15 protein-coding genes are annotated in these 16137 nt (G+C 71.0%); 7 read left to right on the forward strand and 8 right to left on the reverse strand.

Features of this window, described 5'->3' with window-relative positions:
- Position 1: 1 nt before the first annotated feature.
- The 5 genes from ACY0MJ_RS02840 to ACY0MJ_RS02860 form a co-directional block, all read right to left on the reverse strand.
- Entirely contained in the window at positions 2 to 1045 is a 1044-nt protein-coding gene (locus ACY0MJ_RS02840) for a serine endopeptidase (protein WP_462636759.1), read from the reverse strand.
- Between the two features lie 65 nt (positions 1046 to 1110).
- Positions 1111 to 2358 (reverse strand): FIST signal transduction protein, encoded by a 1248-nt coding sequence (locus tag ACY0MJ_RS02845; RefSeq protein WP_462636761.1) that lies wholly within the window; start codon positions 2356 to 2358, stop codon positions 1111 to 1113.
- Between the two features lie 10 nt (positions 2359 to 2368).
- Positions 2369 to 2947, reverse strand: coding sequence for a PhaM family polyhydroxyalkanoate granule multifunctional regulatory protein (locus tag ACY0MJ_RS02850; RefSeq protein ID WP_462636763.1), 579 nt, complete (start codon positions 2945 to 2947; stop codon positions 2369 to 2371).
- Between the two features lie 64 nt (positions 2948 to 3011).
- Positions 3012 to 3479, reverse strand: coding sequence for a copper chaperone PCu(A)C (locus ACY0MJ_RS02855; protein ID WP_462636764.1), 468 nt, complete (start codon positions 3477 to 3479; stop codon positions 3012 to 3014).
- Positions 3480 to 3507: 28 nt separating this feature from the next.
- A complete protein-coding gene (locus ACY0MJ_RS02860; RefSeq protein WP_462636765.1) occupies positions 3508 to 4302 on the reverse strand; it encodes an enoyl-CoA hydratase/isomerase family protein in 795 nt (264 codons plus the stop codon).
- Positions 4303 to 4327: 25 nt separating this feature from the next.
- On the opposite strand from ACY0MJ_RS02860, the gene ACY0MJ_RS02865 reads away from it, so the two are divergent.
- The 4 genes from ACY0MJ_RS02865 (at position 4328) to otsA (ending at position 8788) form a co-directional block, all read left to right on the forward strand.
- Entirely contained in the window at positions 4328 to 4741 is a 414-nt protein-coding gene (locus tag ACY0MJ_RS02865; RefSeq protein ID WP_462636766.1) for a VOC family protein, read from the forward strand.
- A 105-nt stretch (positions 4742 to 4846) separates the two neighbouring features.
- Positions 4847 to 5587 (forward strand): trehalose-phosphatase, encoded by a 741-nt coding sequence (gene otsB, locus ACY0MJ_RS02870; protein ID WP_462636767.1) that lies wholly within the window; start codon positions 4847 to 4849, stop codon positions 5585 to 5587.
- A complete protein-coding gene (locus ACY0MJ_RS02875; protein WP_462636768.1) occupies positions 5584 to 7383 on the forward strand; it encodes a glycoside hydrolase family 15 protein in 1800 nt (599 codons plus the stop codon). The genes otsB and ACY0MJ_RS02875 overlap by 4 nt, the downstream gene beginning before the upstream one ends.
- Position 7384: 1 nt before the next feature.
- Positions 7385 to 8788, forward strand: a complete 1404-nt coding sequence (gene otsA / locus ACY0MJ_RS02880) for an alpha,alpha-trehalose-phosphate synthase (UDP-forming) (RefSeq protein WP_462636769.1) — start codon at positions 7385 to 7387, stop codon at positions 8786 to 8788.
- A 102-nt stretch (positions 8789 to 8890) separates the two neighbouring features.
- On the opposite strand, the gene ACY0MJ_RS02885 is transcribed toward otsA, so the two are convergent.
- A complete protein-coding gene (locus tag ACY0MJ_RS02885; RefSeq protein ID WP_462636770.1) occupies positions 8891 to 10621 on the reverse strand; it encodes an OPT/YSL family transporter in 1731 nt (576 codons plus the stop codon).
- A 77-nt stretch (positions 10622 to 10698) separates the two neighbouring features.
- Between ACY0MJ_RS02885 and ACY0MJ_RS02890 the strand changes: the two genes are divergently transcribed.
- Genes ACY0MJ_RS02890 through ACY0MJ_RS02900 form a run of 3 tightly spaced genes read left to right on the forward strand, consistent with a single transcriptional unit; the run spans position 10699 to position 14287 of the window.
- On the forward strand, positions 10699 to 11952 hold the full coding sequence (locus ACY0MJ_RS02890) for a thiamine pyrophosphate-dependent enzyme (protein ID WP_462636771.1): 1254 nt from the start codon (positions 10699 to 10701) through the stop codon (positions 11950 to 11952).
- Positions 11936 to 12994, forward strand: a complete 1059-nt coding sequence (locus ACY0MJ_RS02895) for an alpha-ketoacid dehydrogenase subunit beta (RefSeq protein ID WP_462636772.1) — start codon at positions 11936 to 11938, stop codon at positions 12992 to 12994. Before ACY0MJ_RS02890 ends, ACY0MJ_RS02895 begins: the two co-directional genes overlap by 17 nt.
- On the forward strand, positions 12995 to 14287 hold the full coding sequence (locus ACY0MJ_RS02900) for a dihydrolipoamide acetyltransferase family protein (RefSeq protein WP_462636773.1): 1293 nt from the start codon (positions 12995 to 12997) through the stop codon (positions 14285 to 14287).
- Positions 14288 to 14296: 9 nt separating this feature from the next.
- On the opposite strand, the gene ACY0MJ_RS02905 is transcribed toward ACY0MJ_RS02900, so the two are convergent.
- Both ACY0MJ_RS02905 and ACY0MJ_RS02910 read right to left on the reverse strand, forming a co-directional pair.
- Positions 14297 to 15184 (reverse strand): ABC transporter permease, encoded by an 888-nt coding sequence (locus tag ACY0MJ_RS02905; protein WP_462636774.1) that lies wholly within the window; start codon positions 15182 to 15184, stop codon positions 14297 to 14299.
- On the reverse strand, positions 15184 to 16125 hold the full coding sequence (locus ACY0MJ_RS02910; RefSeq protein ID WP_462636775.1) for an ABC transporter permease: 942 nt from the start codon (positions 16123 to 16125) through the stop codon (positions 15184 to 15186). Before ACY0MJ_RS02910 ends, ACY0MJ_RS02905 begins: the two co-directional genes overlap by 1 nt.
- Between the last annotated feature and the right edge of the window lie 12 nt (positions 16126 to 16137).

Consider the following 16137-nt stretch of genomic DNA (forward strand, 5'->3'; position numbering starts at 1 on the left):
TTTACGCGGTCGCGCCGGCCGCGTTGCCGCAGCTGTGGCAGAACTTGGTGAAGGCGCTCTTGCGCGTCGCGCAGCGGCCGCAGCGCTGGAACAGGCCGATGCCGCAGTGGGGGCAATAGTCGATCTTCTCGTTCCTGAAGTCCACCGGCCGCTCGCAGCCGGGGCACACGCCCTTGCCCAGGCGCGCCAGCGCCGTGTCGTAGCTCAGTTCCTCGCGCCGCTGCGCGTCGGGGAGCTGCTCCGCCGCCTTCTGGCGCTCCAGGTAGCGGTTCAGCGCGACGATCGCCTGCCGGCCCACGAGCACCGTGACCACGATCCCCACGACGTAGCGCACGTAGCCACCGTAGCTGGGGAGATAGGGCACCAGCTCCACGAAGAACGTGAACAGCGCGAAGAACGCGAAACCCCACACGAAGGGCCACCAGGTGCCGTGCCTGTGCTTGCGCAGCAGCCAGCCCGCGGCCGCCAGCAGCGGCAGGGTGAGCGCCAGGCGGTAGAGGAACACGCGCAGTTCGACGCGGCGCGCCTCGGTGTTCATCTTCTTCGCGGCCTCGCGCTCCATCTCCTGCAGCTGCGCGCGGGACCGGGCTTCGGACTGGCGCGCGTCCAGCAGCACCTGCTCCTGCCGCTGCTCCGCCGCGCGCGCGGCCCGCTCGGCCTGCTTCAGCTTGTCCTGCTGCTGCGTGCGGGCGATCAGCTCCGGGTCCTGCTGCGACAGCTGCGTGGCGCGGCGCGTGGCCAGCCAGTTCTGGAAGCTCTCGCGCCCGGCCTGCGTGTCCGACTCGGCCACCCGGCGCTGCAGCCGCGCCTGCTCCAGCGCGTCCTGCGCGTCGCGGGCCGTGCGCCCGGCCTGCTGGATGCCCGCGCGCAGGCGATCCGCCGCGGCGCGATCCAGGAAGTCCTCGGTGCGCAGCGGCTTCTCCACCTTGGGCAGGTCGCCCACGATCGTGCCGCCCAGGCCGATCAGGAAGCCGGCGAACACGAAAGCCACCAGCCAGAGGCCGCGGCGGAACCATTTCTCCGACAGGCGCAGGGCCTTGCTCATCTCGGTGCTCCTCTCTCGGCCTGCATCTTCACAGGGCCGGAGGAAGTCGCCAAGGCCGCGGGTCGTCAGCGGAACACCGTCAGGACACCCGTGTAGCCATAGAGGTGGCTGCGCGCGATCTCGCCGCCGGCGAAGAAGCCCACCAGCGGCACGTCGCCGAGCGCGCGGCGCACGATCTGCAGTTCGGCGCTGGGGCCGCCGAAGTGCGGGCCGCCGCGGCCGGCGCAGCTGACGTAGATGGCGCCGGCGATGGCGCGCACCGGCGTCGGCGCCGCCAGCGCATCGGATGCGGCGAGGGCGCTGGCCGCCGCCAAGGGCAGTTCCTCGGGCTCCAGCTCCTCGCGGATCTCCGAGCAGATGCGCACCAGGTCCGCGCGCGCGGCCTCCACGTTGCGCCGGCAGAACGCGAGCCGCATGCCTTCGTCCACCTTGCTGGCGATGGCCACGCCGCGCCGGTTCGGGTCCAGGCCGATGATGTGGCGCACCACGACGTCGGCGCCGAAGTCGCCGCGGCGCGTCACCACGTCCGCCGACGCCTCGGTCAGCCCGACGAGCGTCTTGCGCAGCGCCGCCATCGCGGCCTGCGGCTGCTCCAGCGTGACCTGCAGGTCTTCCAGCAGCACGTCCAGGGCCGGTTCGCCATCGAGCTCGGTCACCAGGTTGCCGTCGGCGCCGGTGATGCTGCGCGCCGGCGCGATCGGCTGGCAGCCCTGCGTGACGCGCGAGACGAGCTGCACGCCCTCGCCGAAGGCCACGCCCGACAGGCCGCCGCGGAACACGCCGCCGGCCTTGCCGTGGCCCTGCATGTTGCCGTCGCCGCCCACGGCGAACTGGACGACATCGCCGCGGCTGGCCGCGAGCCCGCCGAAGAGGTAGCCGGTCGCGGTGCGGTCCGCCATCTCGGCGATCAGTTCGGCGACGTCCGGCGTGCCGGCATCGGCGTGCACCAGCGCGGTATGCGGGCGGAAGCTGCCCGCCAGCGGCGCGACGCCGGAGAACACGCGGTACTGGTCGGGCGGCACGGCGCAGAGCATGACGGCCAGCGCCGGCTCGTCGAAGTATTCGACGTTGGAGGAGGCGATGCCCACGCCCACGGTGCCGGACCAGTCGGTCACCAGCGGCAGCTCGGCGCCGAGGTGGTCGAGGATCTCCTGCGCGCTGGCCGCGTAGTGGTCGGTGATGTACAGCAGGCCCAGCGTGGGGTTGCTCGCGTACTCGGGCAGGGCCATCTGCGCGCGCAGCTGCGCCAGCACCAGGCCCGCGGCCATCTGCCAGTGCGGATGCGTCGCGTGGCCGAAGGGAAAAAGCTGCATGGCCGTCCCCTCAGGTCTTGCGCTTGCGCGGCGCCGCCTTGCGCGCCGGCGGCTTCTTTGCGCTCGCGGACGCGGGGGCCGGCGCGCCGGCGGCCGGCTGCGCGGCATCCTGGATCGCGTTGGCGGCGATTTCCTGGAACTGCTGCGTGAGCGCCGACCACCACTGCAGCGGGTCGACCGCCGCGGCCGCCGCCGCATCCGGCTTCGCCGTCTTCGCCGCCTTGGCCTTGGCCGCCTTGGGCTCCTGCGCCGGCTTCGCCTTGGGATGTTCCTGGGGCTTCACCTTCAGCGCATCGGCCAGGTCGCCCATGCGGAAGTTCATGCCCTGCAGGGTGGCCAGGGTCATCTTCTGCACCTCCAGCGCCTGGATGGTGGCCGCGAGCGCCTTGCTGTTCTGTTCGAGCCAGAAGTGCACGGCCTTCAGCTCGGTGATCCGCTTTTCCAGTTCGCCGACGTCCAGCGTCGGCGCCACCCAGTTCGACAGGTTGGGCATCTGCGGCATGGACTGCGCCGCACCGCTGGCCAGGTTCTGCAGGAAATCGAAGCCGGGGACCAGCTTCGCAAAGCCGTTGTCGCTGGGGTCACCCATGGCCGCGCTCCTCTCTTGCTGCTGCGGGCAGCTTACCGCAAGCCCCGCCCGCGCGGGCGGACGCTCAGTGCGTATGCGACGGCATCTGCATCGGCGCCGGCGCGACCGCGGCCACCGGCACCGTGACCGGCAACTCCTTTTCCGCGCCCTTGCCGTCGCGGAAGCGCAGCGTCATGGCGATCTGCGTGCCGGCGCGCAAGGGCGCCTTCAGGTCCATCAGCATGAAGTGGTAGCCGCCGGGGCCCAGCTTGAGCGGCTTGCCCGGCGCGAGCGCCAGCGTCTCCGCCGCGCGCATCTTCATCACCTCGCCCACCATCTTCATCTCGTGGATCTCGACGATGCCGGCCGCCGGCGTGCTGGCGCCCACCAGGGTGAGCGGGTCGCGGGCCGTGAGAGTCATGTAGGCGCCGCTGGAATCCTGGCCGGGCACCGTGCTGCGGGCCCAGGCGCCCGTGACGGCCACCGGGGCGGGGCCCTGCGCGAACGCGAGGGAAGTCAGGGCGAGGAGCAGGCTGGCGAGGATCTTCTTCATGGCGGCCGATTATCCCGCCCCCGGCAAATCAGAACTTCGGGCTGCGCCTTTCCCGCAAGGACGCAATGCCTTCCCGCACCTCCGGGCCGGCGAAGCCCATGAATTCCAGCGCCAGCGAGGTGTCGAAGGCCGGCCCGGCCTGGCGCAGCCAGTTGTTCAGCGCGTACTTGGTCCAGCGGATCGCCGTCTGCGCGCCCTGGGCCAGGCGGTCGGCCACCTCGTAGGCCTTGGGCAGCAGCTGGTCGCCGTCCACGGCGAGCGACACCAGGCCGATGCGCTCCGCCTCTTCCCCGCTCACCGGCTCGCAGAGCATCAGGTAGTACTTGGCCTTGGCCATGCCGCACAGCAGCGGCCAGACGATGGCGGCGTGGTCGCCCGCGGCGACGCCCAGGCGCGTGTGGCCGTCGACGATCTTCGCGTCGCGCGCGGCGATGGAGATGTCGGCCAGCAGGCCCGCCACCAGCCCGGCGCCGACCGCCGGACCGTGCAGCGCGCTGACGATGGGCTTGTCGCAGTTGATCACGTTGTAGACGAGGTCGCGCGCTTCCTGCCAGACGCGGGTGCGCGTCCCGAAGTCGCCGGCCATGTCCTGCACCAGCCCCAGGTCGCCGCCGCCGGAAAAGCCCATGCCCTCGCCCCGCAGCACGGCGCAGCGCACCGTGTCGTCCGCGCCGACGTCGCGCCAGATCTCGGCCAGCTCGCGGTGCCCGGCATGCCCGGCCGTGGGCAGCTTGCCGTTGGCGGCCTTCATCTGGATGTCGAGCACGGTGTCGCCGGGGCCGCGGCGCGTGATGCGGAGGGTTTCGTAGCGGGCGTAGTCCATGGGTCGGTTACGGTAGGCTTGCGGGATGGCTAGCTTATTCCACCTCGCTTTCCACGTGACCGACCTCGACGTGGCCCGCCGCTTCTATGGCGACGTCCTGGGCTGCCGCGAAGGACGCAGCACCGACACCTGGGTCGACTTCGACTTCGAGGGCCACCAGCTCTCGCTGCACCTGGGCGAGCCCTTCCGCACGGCGCGCACCGGCCGCGTCGGCGACCAGATGGTCCCCATGCCGCACTTCGGCCTGGTGGTGGAGCTGCCGCAGTGGCAGGCGATGGCGCGCCGGCTGGAGGCCGCCGGCACCGAGTTCGTGCTGAAGCCGCAGGTGCGCTACCCCGGCGAGCCGGGCGAGCAGTGGACCATGTTCTTCTGCGATCCCTTCGGCAACCCGATCGAGGTGAAGGGCTTCGCGTCCCTGGATGGGCTGTACGCGACCTGAGGACGCAACGCCGCGGCCCGCCTGCCGCGCGTAGGATACCGCCTACCCGGCGCAGTGTTGGCAAGGTCTGGCAGCGCACGCCGGCCTTTGCTACGGTCACAACGCATGACGCTCGTCGAGGTCCTTCACCCCTCCTGCGCCCTGTTCCTGGATTTCGACGGGACCATGGTGGATATCGCTCCGCAACCGCACGCCGTGCGGGTGCCCGAACCGCTCATCACGCTGCTGCAGGACCTGGGACGCTACCTGCACGGCGCCGTCGCCGTCATCTCGGGGCGGCCCATCGCGCAGATCGACGAGTTCCTGAACCCGGTGCAGCTGGCCGTGGCCGGCGTGCACGGCGCCGAGCGCCGCGGCGGCGACGGGCGGGTCCACCTGATCCACACGCAGCCGCTCGACCATGTCGAGGAGGCCGCCTGCGCGCTGGCGGCGCTCAACCCCGGCCTGCTGGTGGAGAACAAGCGCGGCTCGCTCGCCCTGCACTACCGGCAGCGCCCCGAGCTCGAGGAACTGTGCCTGCGCACCATGCAGCAGGCCGTCGACGAATCCCCCGGCCTGACGCTGCTGCGCGGCAAGATGGTCGCCGAGGCCAAGCCCGGCGGCGCCAGCAAGGGCCACGCCATCGAGGCTTTCCTGGCCGAGCCGCCCTTTGCCGGCCGCACGCCCGTCTTCATCGGCGACGACGTCACCGACGAGGCGGGCTTCTCCACCGTCCAGCGCCTGGGCGGACTGGGCATCAAGGTGGGCGAGGGCGCGACGATCGCCGCGCGCCGCCTGGCCGATCCCACGGCGCTGCGCCGTGAACTGCAGGCGGCCGTGGCCGCCCGGATGACGAGGACCGCATGAACGACGCCACTCCCACGCCCTCCACGCTGCAGGTGGGCATGATCGGCAACTGCGCCTACAGCGCGCTGATCGACCAGCGGGCGCGCATCGTCTGGTGCTGCCTGCCGCGGTTCGACGGCGACCCGGTGTTCAACGCGATCCTGGACCCCAGCGAGAACGGCAGCATCTGGGCCTTCGAGCTGGAGGACTACGAGCGCAGCGAGCAGCACTACGAGCCCAACACGGCCGTGCTGCGCACGCGCCTGTACGACCGCAAGGGCCAGGGCATCGAGGTCACCGACTTCGCGCCGCGCTTCTGGAGCCGTGGCCGCATGTTCCGGCCGCTGACGCTGGTGCGGCGGGTCAAGGTGCTTTCGGGCTCGCCGCGCATGCGCGTGCTGCTGCGGCCGCGCTTCGACTGGGGCCGGCAGAAGCCCGCGATCACCCAGGGCAGCACGCATATCCGCTACTACGCGGGCAACAGCACGATCCGCGTGAACTGCGACGCGCCGATCGCCTACGTCCTGGCCGAGACCTTCTTCGTCGTCGACCGGCCGATGAACTTCGTCATGGGCCCGGACGAGACGCTCGCCACCGGCATCGAGGACACGGCCCGCCTGTTCGAGCAGGAGACGGTGGCGTACTGGCGGCAGTGGTCGCGCGCGCTCGCCGTGCCGCTGGAGTGGCAGGACGCGGTGATCCGCGCGGCCATCACGCTCAAGCAGTCGCTGTTCGAGGACACCGGCGCCATCGTCGCCGCCATGACCACCAGCATCCCCGAGGCGCCGCACAGCGGGCGCAACTGGGACTACCGCTACTGCTGGCTGCGCGACGCCTTCTTCGTCGTGCGCGCCCTGAACTCCATCTCCGAAGTGGCGACGATGGAGGAGTACCTGCGCTGGCTCATGAACGTGGTGATCCGCTCGGGCGGCGGCCACATCCAGCCGCTGTACGGCATCGGCCAGGAGGAGCAGCTGCCCGAGATGATCCTGGAGCACCTGCCCGGTTACCGCGGGATGGGTCCCGTGCGCGTGGGCAACCAGGCGCAGGAGCACTTCCAGCACGACGTCTACGGCAACATCATCCTGGCGGCGGCGCAGGCCTTCCACGACCACCGCCTGTTCAAGCGCGCCGGCCGGGCCGAGTTCGTGCACCTGGAAGCGGTGGGCGAGCAGGCCTTCCGCATCTACGACACCCCCGACGCCGGCATGTGGGAGCTGCGCACCCGCGCGCGCGTGCACACCTCGTCCGCGCTCATGAGCTGGGTCGCCTGCGACCGGCTGGCCAAGGTGGCGGCGTCGCTGGGGCTGCCCGAGCGCATCCGCTTCTGGCGCGAACGCGCCGACACCATCCGGGCGCGCATCCTGAAGGAGTCGTGGAACGAGGAGCGCCAGGCGTTCACCGAGAGCTTCGGCGGCCGCGACCTCGACGCGAGCGCGTTGCTGATGGCCGAAGTGAACATGATCGACCCGAACGACGCCCGCTTCGTCTCCACCGTGGACGCGCTGGAGAAGTCGCTCTGCGACGGCCCCTACATGCGCCGCTACGAGGCGGCCGACGACTTCGGCAAGCCCGAGACGGCCTTCAACATCTGCACCTTCTGGCGCATCGACGCGCTCGCGCGCATAGGCCGCAAGGCGCAGGCGCGCGAGATCTTCGAGGTGATGCTCAAGAGCCGCAACCACCTGGGCCTGCTGTCCGAGGACACGCACCCGGTCACCGGCGAGATGTGGGGCAACTTCCCGCAGACGTATTCCATGGTCGGCACCATCAACGCGGCGGTGCGCCTGTCGGCGCCATGGGACAACGTGATATGACATGAGCCGTCTCGTCGTCGTCTCGAACCGCATCGCGGATCCGCGCAAGACGGCGGCAGGCGGGCTCGCGGTGGCCCTGGCCGAGGTGCTGAACAACACCGGCGGCCTCTGGTTCGGGTGGAGCGGACGCATCGTCGATGCCACCGAGAACGAGGAAGTGCACGTGCAGCAGGCCGGGCCGGTCAAGCTGCTGACGGTGGACCTCTCGCAGGCGGACCACGATGCGTTCTACCTGGGCTACTCCAACGGGGTGCTGTGGCCGGTGTTCCACTACCGCGTGGACCTGGCCGACTTCGACGCCGGCTACATCGGCGGCTACCGGCGCGTGAACCAGCTGTTCGCGCGCAAGCTGCTGCCCTACCTGCAGCCGGACGACGTCCTGTGGGTGCACGACTACCACCTGATCCCGCTGGCGGCCGAACTGCGGGCGCTGGGCTGCCGCCAGCGCATCGGCTTCTTCCTGCACATCCCGCTGCCGCCGCCGCTGCTGCTGGCCGCGATCCCGGGCCACGACTGGCTGATCCGCGCCCTGTTCGCGTACGACCTGGTCGGCTTCCAGAGCGGGGCGGACCTGGACCACTTCGCCCGCTACGTCGAGATGGAGGCGCACGCGCTGCGGCTGGAGGGCCGGCGCTGGCGCGCCTTCGGCCGCACGGTGCAGGCCGGCGCCTTCCCGATCGGCATCGACGTCGCGGAGTTCAACGCGCTGGCCGCCTCGCCGGACGCCGTGCAGATGTACGAGCGCATGCGGCGCGAGTATTCGCGCCGCAAGCTGCTGGTGGGCGTGGACCGGCTGGACTACTCCAAGGGCCTGCCGCAGCGCCTGCGCGCCTTCCGCGAATTCCTGGCGCGCAACCCGGACCTGCGCTCGAGCGCCACGCTGATCCAGATCGCCTCGCCCAGCCGCGAGAACGTCAGCGCCTACAGCGACATCCTGCACGAGCTGGAAACGCTGTGCGGCTCCATCAATGGCAATTTCGGCGACCTGGACTGGATGCCGGTGCGCTACATCCACCGCACGGTCGCGCGCTCGCGCCTGCCGGGCCTGTACCGCGCGAGCCGCGTGGCACTGGTCACGCCGCTGCGCGACGGCATGAACCTGGTCGCCAAGGAGTTCGTGGCGGCGCAGGACCCGGAGGACCCGGGCGTGCTGGTGCTCTCGCGCTTCGCCGGGGCGGCCGAGCAGCTGAAGGAAGCGCTGATGGTCAACCCGTACGACACCGAGGGCACGGCCGCGGCGATCCTGCTGGCGCTGCAGATGCCGCTGGAGGAGCGCCGCCATCGCCACGAGGCGCTGATGCGCGTGGTGAGGGAGTACGACGTGCACTGGTGGTGCGAGAGCTTCCTCGCGGCGCTGGGAGAGACGCAGGCGGAGGAGGCGGGGACGTCGTGGTTGCGGTTGTGAGCGGCGTGTTTGCTGGGGTTCGCCTGCGGCTCACCGCCAGCCTACCAACGCGAACTCTGGCTGTTCGTAGGCTGGCGGTGAACGAAGTGAACCCCAGCACCTTCACAACACTGTCGCGAGCAGTCCCGCCACCCCGATCCCCAACGCCGCCAGCGCATCCCCCGCAATCAAGCCGCCGCCGAACAGCGAACTCGCGCTCATGTCCTCGGGCAGGTCGCCTTGCCTCGGCCTGCGCGCGGACAGCGCGCTGCCCACCACGCCCCCGCCCGCGAGCCACAGCGACGTCGGCAGGTTGACGAAGCCGCCGAAGGACAAGGCGTAGGGCGACGGCAGCAGGATCGCATCCACGACGAAGCTCCTGGGCCGCAGGATCTTGCGCAGCACCTCGATCGCGAAGCCGAGCGCGATGCCGACGACGATGGCCGTGCGCTGGTACGGCTTGTCGTCGGTGAGGCTGCGCAGCACGCCCACGAACTTGTACGTCATCGCCGAGGTCCACTCCGCCGGTTGCTGGCCCGCCTTCAGCACCGTCTGGTCCAGCTGCAGCACCGGGTAGGCCGCCATGAACAGGCGCGCGAAAACCACAGCCAGCACCGCCCCGACCAGGATGCCCAGCACCTGGTAGCGGAACTGCAGCACGCGCGGCGTGCCGAGGCGCCAGCCGGTGGAGCGGTCCTGCTGCATGTCGCAGGCCACGCTGGTGGACACGAGCAGGATCGCCCCGGCCATCAGGCCCGCCCCGGCATCGGCCAGGCCCAGCAGCGCCATCAGCACGACAGCCACGACGAAGGCCGAGGAGATCGGGTTGGAATCGCTGATGCCCACCGAGATGCCGTTGACCAGCGCGAACAGGAACACCAGCGCGACGGCGATCGCGAGGAAGAAGAGCGGCTGGGCGAGCAGCCAGTGCCCGGTGGCCAGCGTCGCGGCGCCCCAGCACAGCACCCACAGCCACAGGCGCCCGCGATGCACCCGGCGCCAATCGTCTTCCTCCGCTCGCGCTTCGCCGCCGCCGCGTTCGCGCGCTGCGCGCCACGCCTGGCGGAAGATCACCGCGAGATCCACGAGGGCCGCGCCCATGATCGTGCCCAGCGCGATGAGAAAGGTGATCTTGCGGAAGGGGTCGCCCGGCTCCAGCCAGCCGATCCCGACGAAGAAGGGCTGCAGCGCCCAGCCCAGCAGCCCGCCGAGGGCGGCCGGGATGCCGATGCGCGCGCCGATGACCATGCCGGCGCCAAAGGTCGAGGCCGACAGCTCGATCGCGCCGAGAAAGGCGAGCCGGGGTGCCGCGAGACCGAGCGCGAGCCCGGTCGCGGCGCCACCCCCGAGCTGCTTCACCGAACGGCGCAGCAGCGCCGGATCCGTCAGCGCCCGCAGGATGTTGGCCACCGCCAGGCCGGACGGGAACACCAGCCGCAGCCGGTCCACCAGCACGGGCGTGTAGAGCATGCCCACGCCGACGCCGAACATGCCGATGCAGACGAAATAGGCCACCAGCTGCCAGGCGGGCGGCTGCGGCAAGCCCATCCACACCATCGCCTGCACCAGCACGGCCATGCCGCTCATGCTGGCCACCGAAGCCGCCGCCGTCTGGATGCAGTTCGCGCCATGCTTGCCCGACACACCGTAGCCGGCCGTCACGGCCGAGCCCAGCAGGCCGGCCAGCACCTGGCCGCCGACGAAGAAGCCCAGCGAGAAGTTCATGTACGCGGCCGTCACGCCGGCCAGCGGCCCGAGCACCAGCATGCCGGTGCCGGCCAGCAGCAGGTGATAGGCCCAGCTGCCCGGGACGGGCAGCCAGGACCAGCGGGCTGGGGCGGCGCGGGCGTGCACGGCCGCAGTATGCGCAAGCGCAAGGATCCGCGCTGCGGACGCCCCACGGTCGCCGCCGTCGTGCCTACACTTTGCCCGTGAGTCCGCATCCGCCCTTGCGCCTGCATGTGCCGGAACCCTCCGGCCGGCCGGGCCGCAGCACCGACTTCTCCTACCTGTACCTGTCCGAGCCCGGCAGCGTGCGGCGGCCGCCGGTGGACACGACGCACTTCGACACCCAGGACCTCGCCTACAGCCTGGTCGGGGTGCTCGATGGCGAGGGACGCGCCGTCGGGCCGTGGGACCCGCAGCTCGACGCGGACACGCTGCGCCGCGGCCTGCGCGCGATGATGAAGACGCGCATCTTCGACGCCCGCATGCTGGTCGCGCAGCGGCAGAAGAAGATCTCCTTCTACATGCAGTGCCTGGGCGAGGAGGCGATCGCCGTCGCGCACGCGATGGCGCTGTCGCCGGGAGACATGTGCTTCCCGACCTATCGACAGCAGGGCCTGCTGCTCGCGCGCGACGACATTTCCCTGGTCGAGATGATGTGCCAGCTCATGAGCAACGAGCGCGACCCGATGAAGGGCCGGCAGCTGCCGGTGATGTACTCGTACCAGCGCGCCGGCTTCTTCTCCATCTCGGGCAACCTCGCGACGCAGTTCATCCAGGCGGTTGGCTGGGCGATGGCGTCGGCGATCCAGGGCGACACGCGGATCGCCTCGGGCTGGATCGGCGACGGCGCGACGGCCGAGGCCGACTTCCACACGGCGCTCACCTTCGCGCACGTGTACCGCGCGCCGGTGATCCTGAACGTGGTCAACAACCAGTGGGCGATCTCCACCTTCCAGGCGATCGCGGGAGGCGAATCCACCACCTTTGCGGCGCGCGGCGTCGGCTGCGGCATCGCCTCGCTGCGCGTGGACGGCAACGACTTCCTCGCCGTCTACGCCGCCTCGCGCTGGGCCGCCGAGCGCGCGCGCCGCAACCTGGGGCCGACGCTGATCGAGTGGGTGACCTACCGGGCCGGCGCGCATTCCACTTCCGACGATCCCTCGCGCTACCGGCCGGCCGACGACTGGCAGCGCTTCCCGCTCGGCGATCCCATCGCGCGGCTGAAGCAGCACCTGCAGGCGCTCGGCGCCTGGAGCGCGGAGGAGGACGCGCGCGTGCAGGGCGAACTGGAGGCGGAAGTGGCGGCCGCGCAGAAGGAAGCCGAGGCGCACGGCACGCTGCTGGACGGGCACACGCCCGCCGCCGCGTCCATGTTCGAGGACGTGTATGCGCAGGTGCCGCCGCACCTGCGGCGGCAGCGCGAGCAACTGGAGGCCGGCGATGGCGGCGGTGGTTGAAGCGCCTGCGCCCGCCGCGGCCGGCGCCGTGCGCAGCATGACCATGATCCAGGCGCTGCGCTCGGCGCTGGACGTGATGATGGAGCGCGATCCGCGCGTGGTCGTGTTCGGCCAGGACGTCGGCTATTTCGGCGGCGTGTTCCGCGTCACCGAAGGCCTGCAGGCGAAGTACGGCACCTCGCGCTGCTTCGACACGCCGATCAGCGAAGGCGGCATCGTCGGCGTCGCCGTCGGCATGGGGGCGTACGGGCTGCGGCCGGTGGCCGAGATCCAGTTCGCCGACTACTTCTATCCGGCCTCGGACCAGATCGTCTCGGAAGCGGCGCGCCTGCGCTACCGCTCGGCCGGCGACTTCAGCTGCCCGCTCACGCTGCGCATGCCCTGCGGCGGCGGCATCTACGGCGGGCAGACGCACAGCCAGAGCCCGGAGGCGCTGTTCACGCACGTGTGCGGCGTGCGCACCGTGATGCCCAGCAACCCCTACGACGCCAAGGGCCTGCTGATCGCGTCGATCGAATCCGACGACCCGGTGATCTTCCTGGAGCCCAAGCGCATCTACAACGGCCCCTTCGACGGCCACCACGACCGCCCGGTCGTGCCCTGGTCGGGGCAGCCGCTGGCGGAGGTGCCGGAGGGCTACTACCGCGTGCCTCTGGAATCGGCGTCGGTGTTCCGTCCCGGCCAGCAGGTGACGGTGCTGGCGTACGGGACGATGGTGTGGGTCGCGCGCGCCGCCGCGGAGGAAACGGGTATCGACGCGGAGATCATCGACCTGCGTTCGCTCTGGCCGATGGACCTGGACACCGTCGTGGCGTCGGTGAAGAAGACCGGTCGCTGCGTGATCGTGCACGAGGCCACGCGCACCAGCGGCTTCGGCGCCGAGCTGTCGGCGCTGGTGCAGGAACACTGCTTCTACCACCTGGAGGCGCCGATCGAGCGCGTGACCGGCTGGGACACCCCCTATCCGCACGCGCAGGAATGGCTCTACTTCCCCGGCCCGGCGCGCGTCGGCGCGGCGCTGAAGCGGGTGCTGGAGGACTGAATGGGGCAGTACGCGATCCGCATGCCCGACATCGGCGAAGGCATCGCCGAAGTGGAGTTGGTCGCGTGGCGGGTGCAGCCGGGCGACAGCGTCGCCGAGGACCAGGTGCTCGCGGACGTGATGACGGACAAGGCGACGGTGGAGATCCCGTCGCCGATCGCGGGCAAGGTGCTGACGCTGGGCGGCGCGCCGGGGGAGAAGATGGCGGTGGGGGCGGAGTTGATCCGGCTGGAGGTGGAGGGGGCAGGGAATCTCAAGGAGGGCGCCGAGGCTGTTGGCTCCCTCCCCCTCCGGGGGAGGGCTGGGGTGGGGGCACCCGCATCCGAGCCATCGGCCGAACCGGAGCGCGCCCCGGAGCGCCCCCACCCCAACCCTCCCCCAGAGGGGGAGGGAGAAAGGCACGTCGACGCGCCGAAGGCAGCAGACAGGCCGATCGCCTCGCCCTCCGTGCGGCGCCGCGCGTGGGAACTGGGCGTGGACTTGCGGTTCGTGCGCGGCAGCGGGCCGGGGGGCCGCATCATGCATGCGGACCTGGAGGGCCACGGCGCACGCCAGGCGCCTGCGCCCGCGGCGTCCGCGCCGCCCTTCCAGGCACGCGAAGGCGAGCAGGCCATCCCCGTCATCGGCCTGCGCCGCCGCATCGCGCAGCGCATGCAGGAAGCCAAGCGGCGCATCCCGCACTTCACCTACGTCGAGGAAGTCGACGTCACCGAGCTCGAATCTGTGCGCCGGCAGCTGAACGGCCGCTACGGCGAGGAGCGCGGCAAGCTCACGCTGCTGCCTTTCATCGCCCGCGCGATCGTGCTGGCGCTGCCGGACTTCCCGCAGATGAACGCGCGCTTCGACGACGAGGCCGGCGTGGTGACGCGCCACGCCGCCGTGCACCTGGGCATCGCGACGCAGACCGACGCCGGCCTGCTGGTGCCGGTGCTGCGCCATGCCGAGACGCACGATCTCTGGAGTTGCGGCCGCGAGATCGCGCGCCTGGCCGAAGCCGCGCGCGGCGGCCGCATCACGCGCGACCAGCTCTCCGGCTCCACGATCACCATCACCAGCCTGGGCGCGCTGGGCGGGGTGGTCTCCACGCCCGTGATCAACCCGCCCGAGGTGGCGATCGTCGGCGTCAACCGCATCGTCGAGCGCCCCATGCTGCAGGGCGGCGCGGTGGTCGCGCGCCAGCTGATGAACCTGTCGTCGTCCTTCGACCACCGCGTGGTCGACGGCGCCGACGCCGCCGGCTTCATCCAGGCCGTGCGCTTGCTGCTGGAGCAGCCCGCGCTGCTGCTCGCGTGAGGCGCGTGCTCAGCGCTGGCGCGGATCGAGCGCGTCGCGCAGCCCGTCGCCCAGCAGGTTGAACGACAGCACCAGCAGGAAGATGGCCGCGCCCGGCCAGATCGCCATCCACGGCGCGTTGTCGACGTAGTTCTTGGCGGTGTTCAGCATGCTGCCCCAGCTCGGCGCCGGCGGCTGTTGCCCCAGGCCCAGGAAGGACAGGCTCGCTTCCGCGATCACGGCGGCCGCGATGGCGAGCGTGGCCTGCACCATCAGCGGCGCGACGATGTTGGGCAGGATGTGGCGCAGCGCGATGCGCAGCGGCGGATTGCCGACGGCGCGCGCGGCTTCCACGTAGTCTTCCACCTTCACGCCCAGCACCTGGCCGCGCGTGAGGCGCACGAAGATCGGCGCGGCCGAGATGCCGATGGCCACCATCGCGTTAGTCAGGCTCGGGCCCAGGAAGGCCGCGAGCGCGATCGCCAGGATCAGGAAGGGGCAGGCGAGGAAGGCGTCGGTCACGCGCGAGATCACGCCGTCGACCCAGCCGCCGACGAAGCCGGCCAGCAGGCCCAGCGGCACGCCGATCAGCAGCGCGATCGAGACCGAGACCACGCCCGCCAGCAGCGAAGCGCGGGTGCCCCAGATCACGCGCGACAGCACGTCGCGGCCGATGTCGTCGGTGCCGAACCAGTGCTGGGCCGACGGCGCCTGGCGGATCGCGCTCCAGCTGGTGGCGATCGGGTCCTGCGGCGAGATCCAGGGCGCGAACACCGCCAGCGCGATGAACAGCAGCACCACGACCAGCCCGAGCAGCGCGGCGTGCCGGCGCCTCAGGCGGCGCCAGGCGCGCTGCCACGGCGTCGCGGGGGCGGGCGCCGCCGGGCGCTGGACGGGCAGGGGCAGGACGGCGGACATCAGTGCCTCAGGCGCGGGTTGACCGCGAAGTAGGCCAGGTCGGCCAGCAGGTTCAGCACCATGTAGGCCGTGGCGGTGCAGAGGACGACGCCCTGCACGACGAGGTAGTCGCGGTTGAACACCGCGTCGATGATCAGCTTGCCGAATCCCGGGATGGTGAACACCTGCTCGGTGAGCACGGCGCCGGACAGCAGCGTGCCCAGCTCCAGGGCGCCGAGCGTGATGACGGGCGTCAATGCATTGCGCAGCGCGTGCTTCAGGACCACCGTCTTCTCGTTCAGCCCCTTGGCGCGCGCCGTGCGCACGTAGTCGGACGACAGCACCTGCAGCATCGCGCTGCGGGTGTGCCGCATCAGCACCGCGGCGATCGCGTTGCCCAGCACGAAGGCCGGCATGATCATCGCGCTCAGGTTGGCGCCCAGGTCCTCGAACGGGCTGACGTAGCCCGAGGCGGGCAGCCAGCCGAGCTGCACCGAGAACAACATGATGAAGAGGATGCCGAGCCAGAAGTTCGGCGTCGAGATGCCCCACAGCGCGAACAGGTTGGCCGCCCAGTCCCAGCGGCTGCCCCGCTTGACCGCCGACAGGATGCCGGCCGGGATGCCGATGACCATCGCGATGCACATCGCCAGCAGGGCGAGCTCCAGCGTGACCGGCAGCTTCTGCGCGATCAGCGACAGCACCGGCTGCTGGTTGCGGATGGACTCGCCCAGGTCGCCCTGGAGCACGCCCTTCATCCAGTACGCGTAGCGCACCGGCAGCGGCTCGTCGAGGTGCAGCTTCTTGTGCAGGTAGGCGATCACCTGCGGGTCCTGCTCCTCGCCGGCCAGGATCATGGCCGGGTCCCCGGGCAACAATTGCTGCAGCCCGAAGATCAGCATCGACACCAGGACCAGCGTCGGGACCAGGGTGGCGATGCGCTTGACGAGGTAGTCGAGCACGCGTGCGGCGGA

It is taken from the genome of Ramlibacter sp. bp-362 (assembly GCF_054956735.1).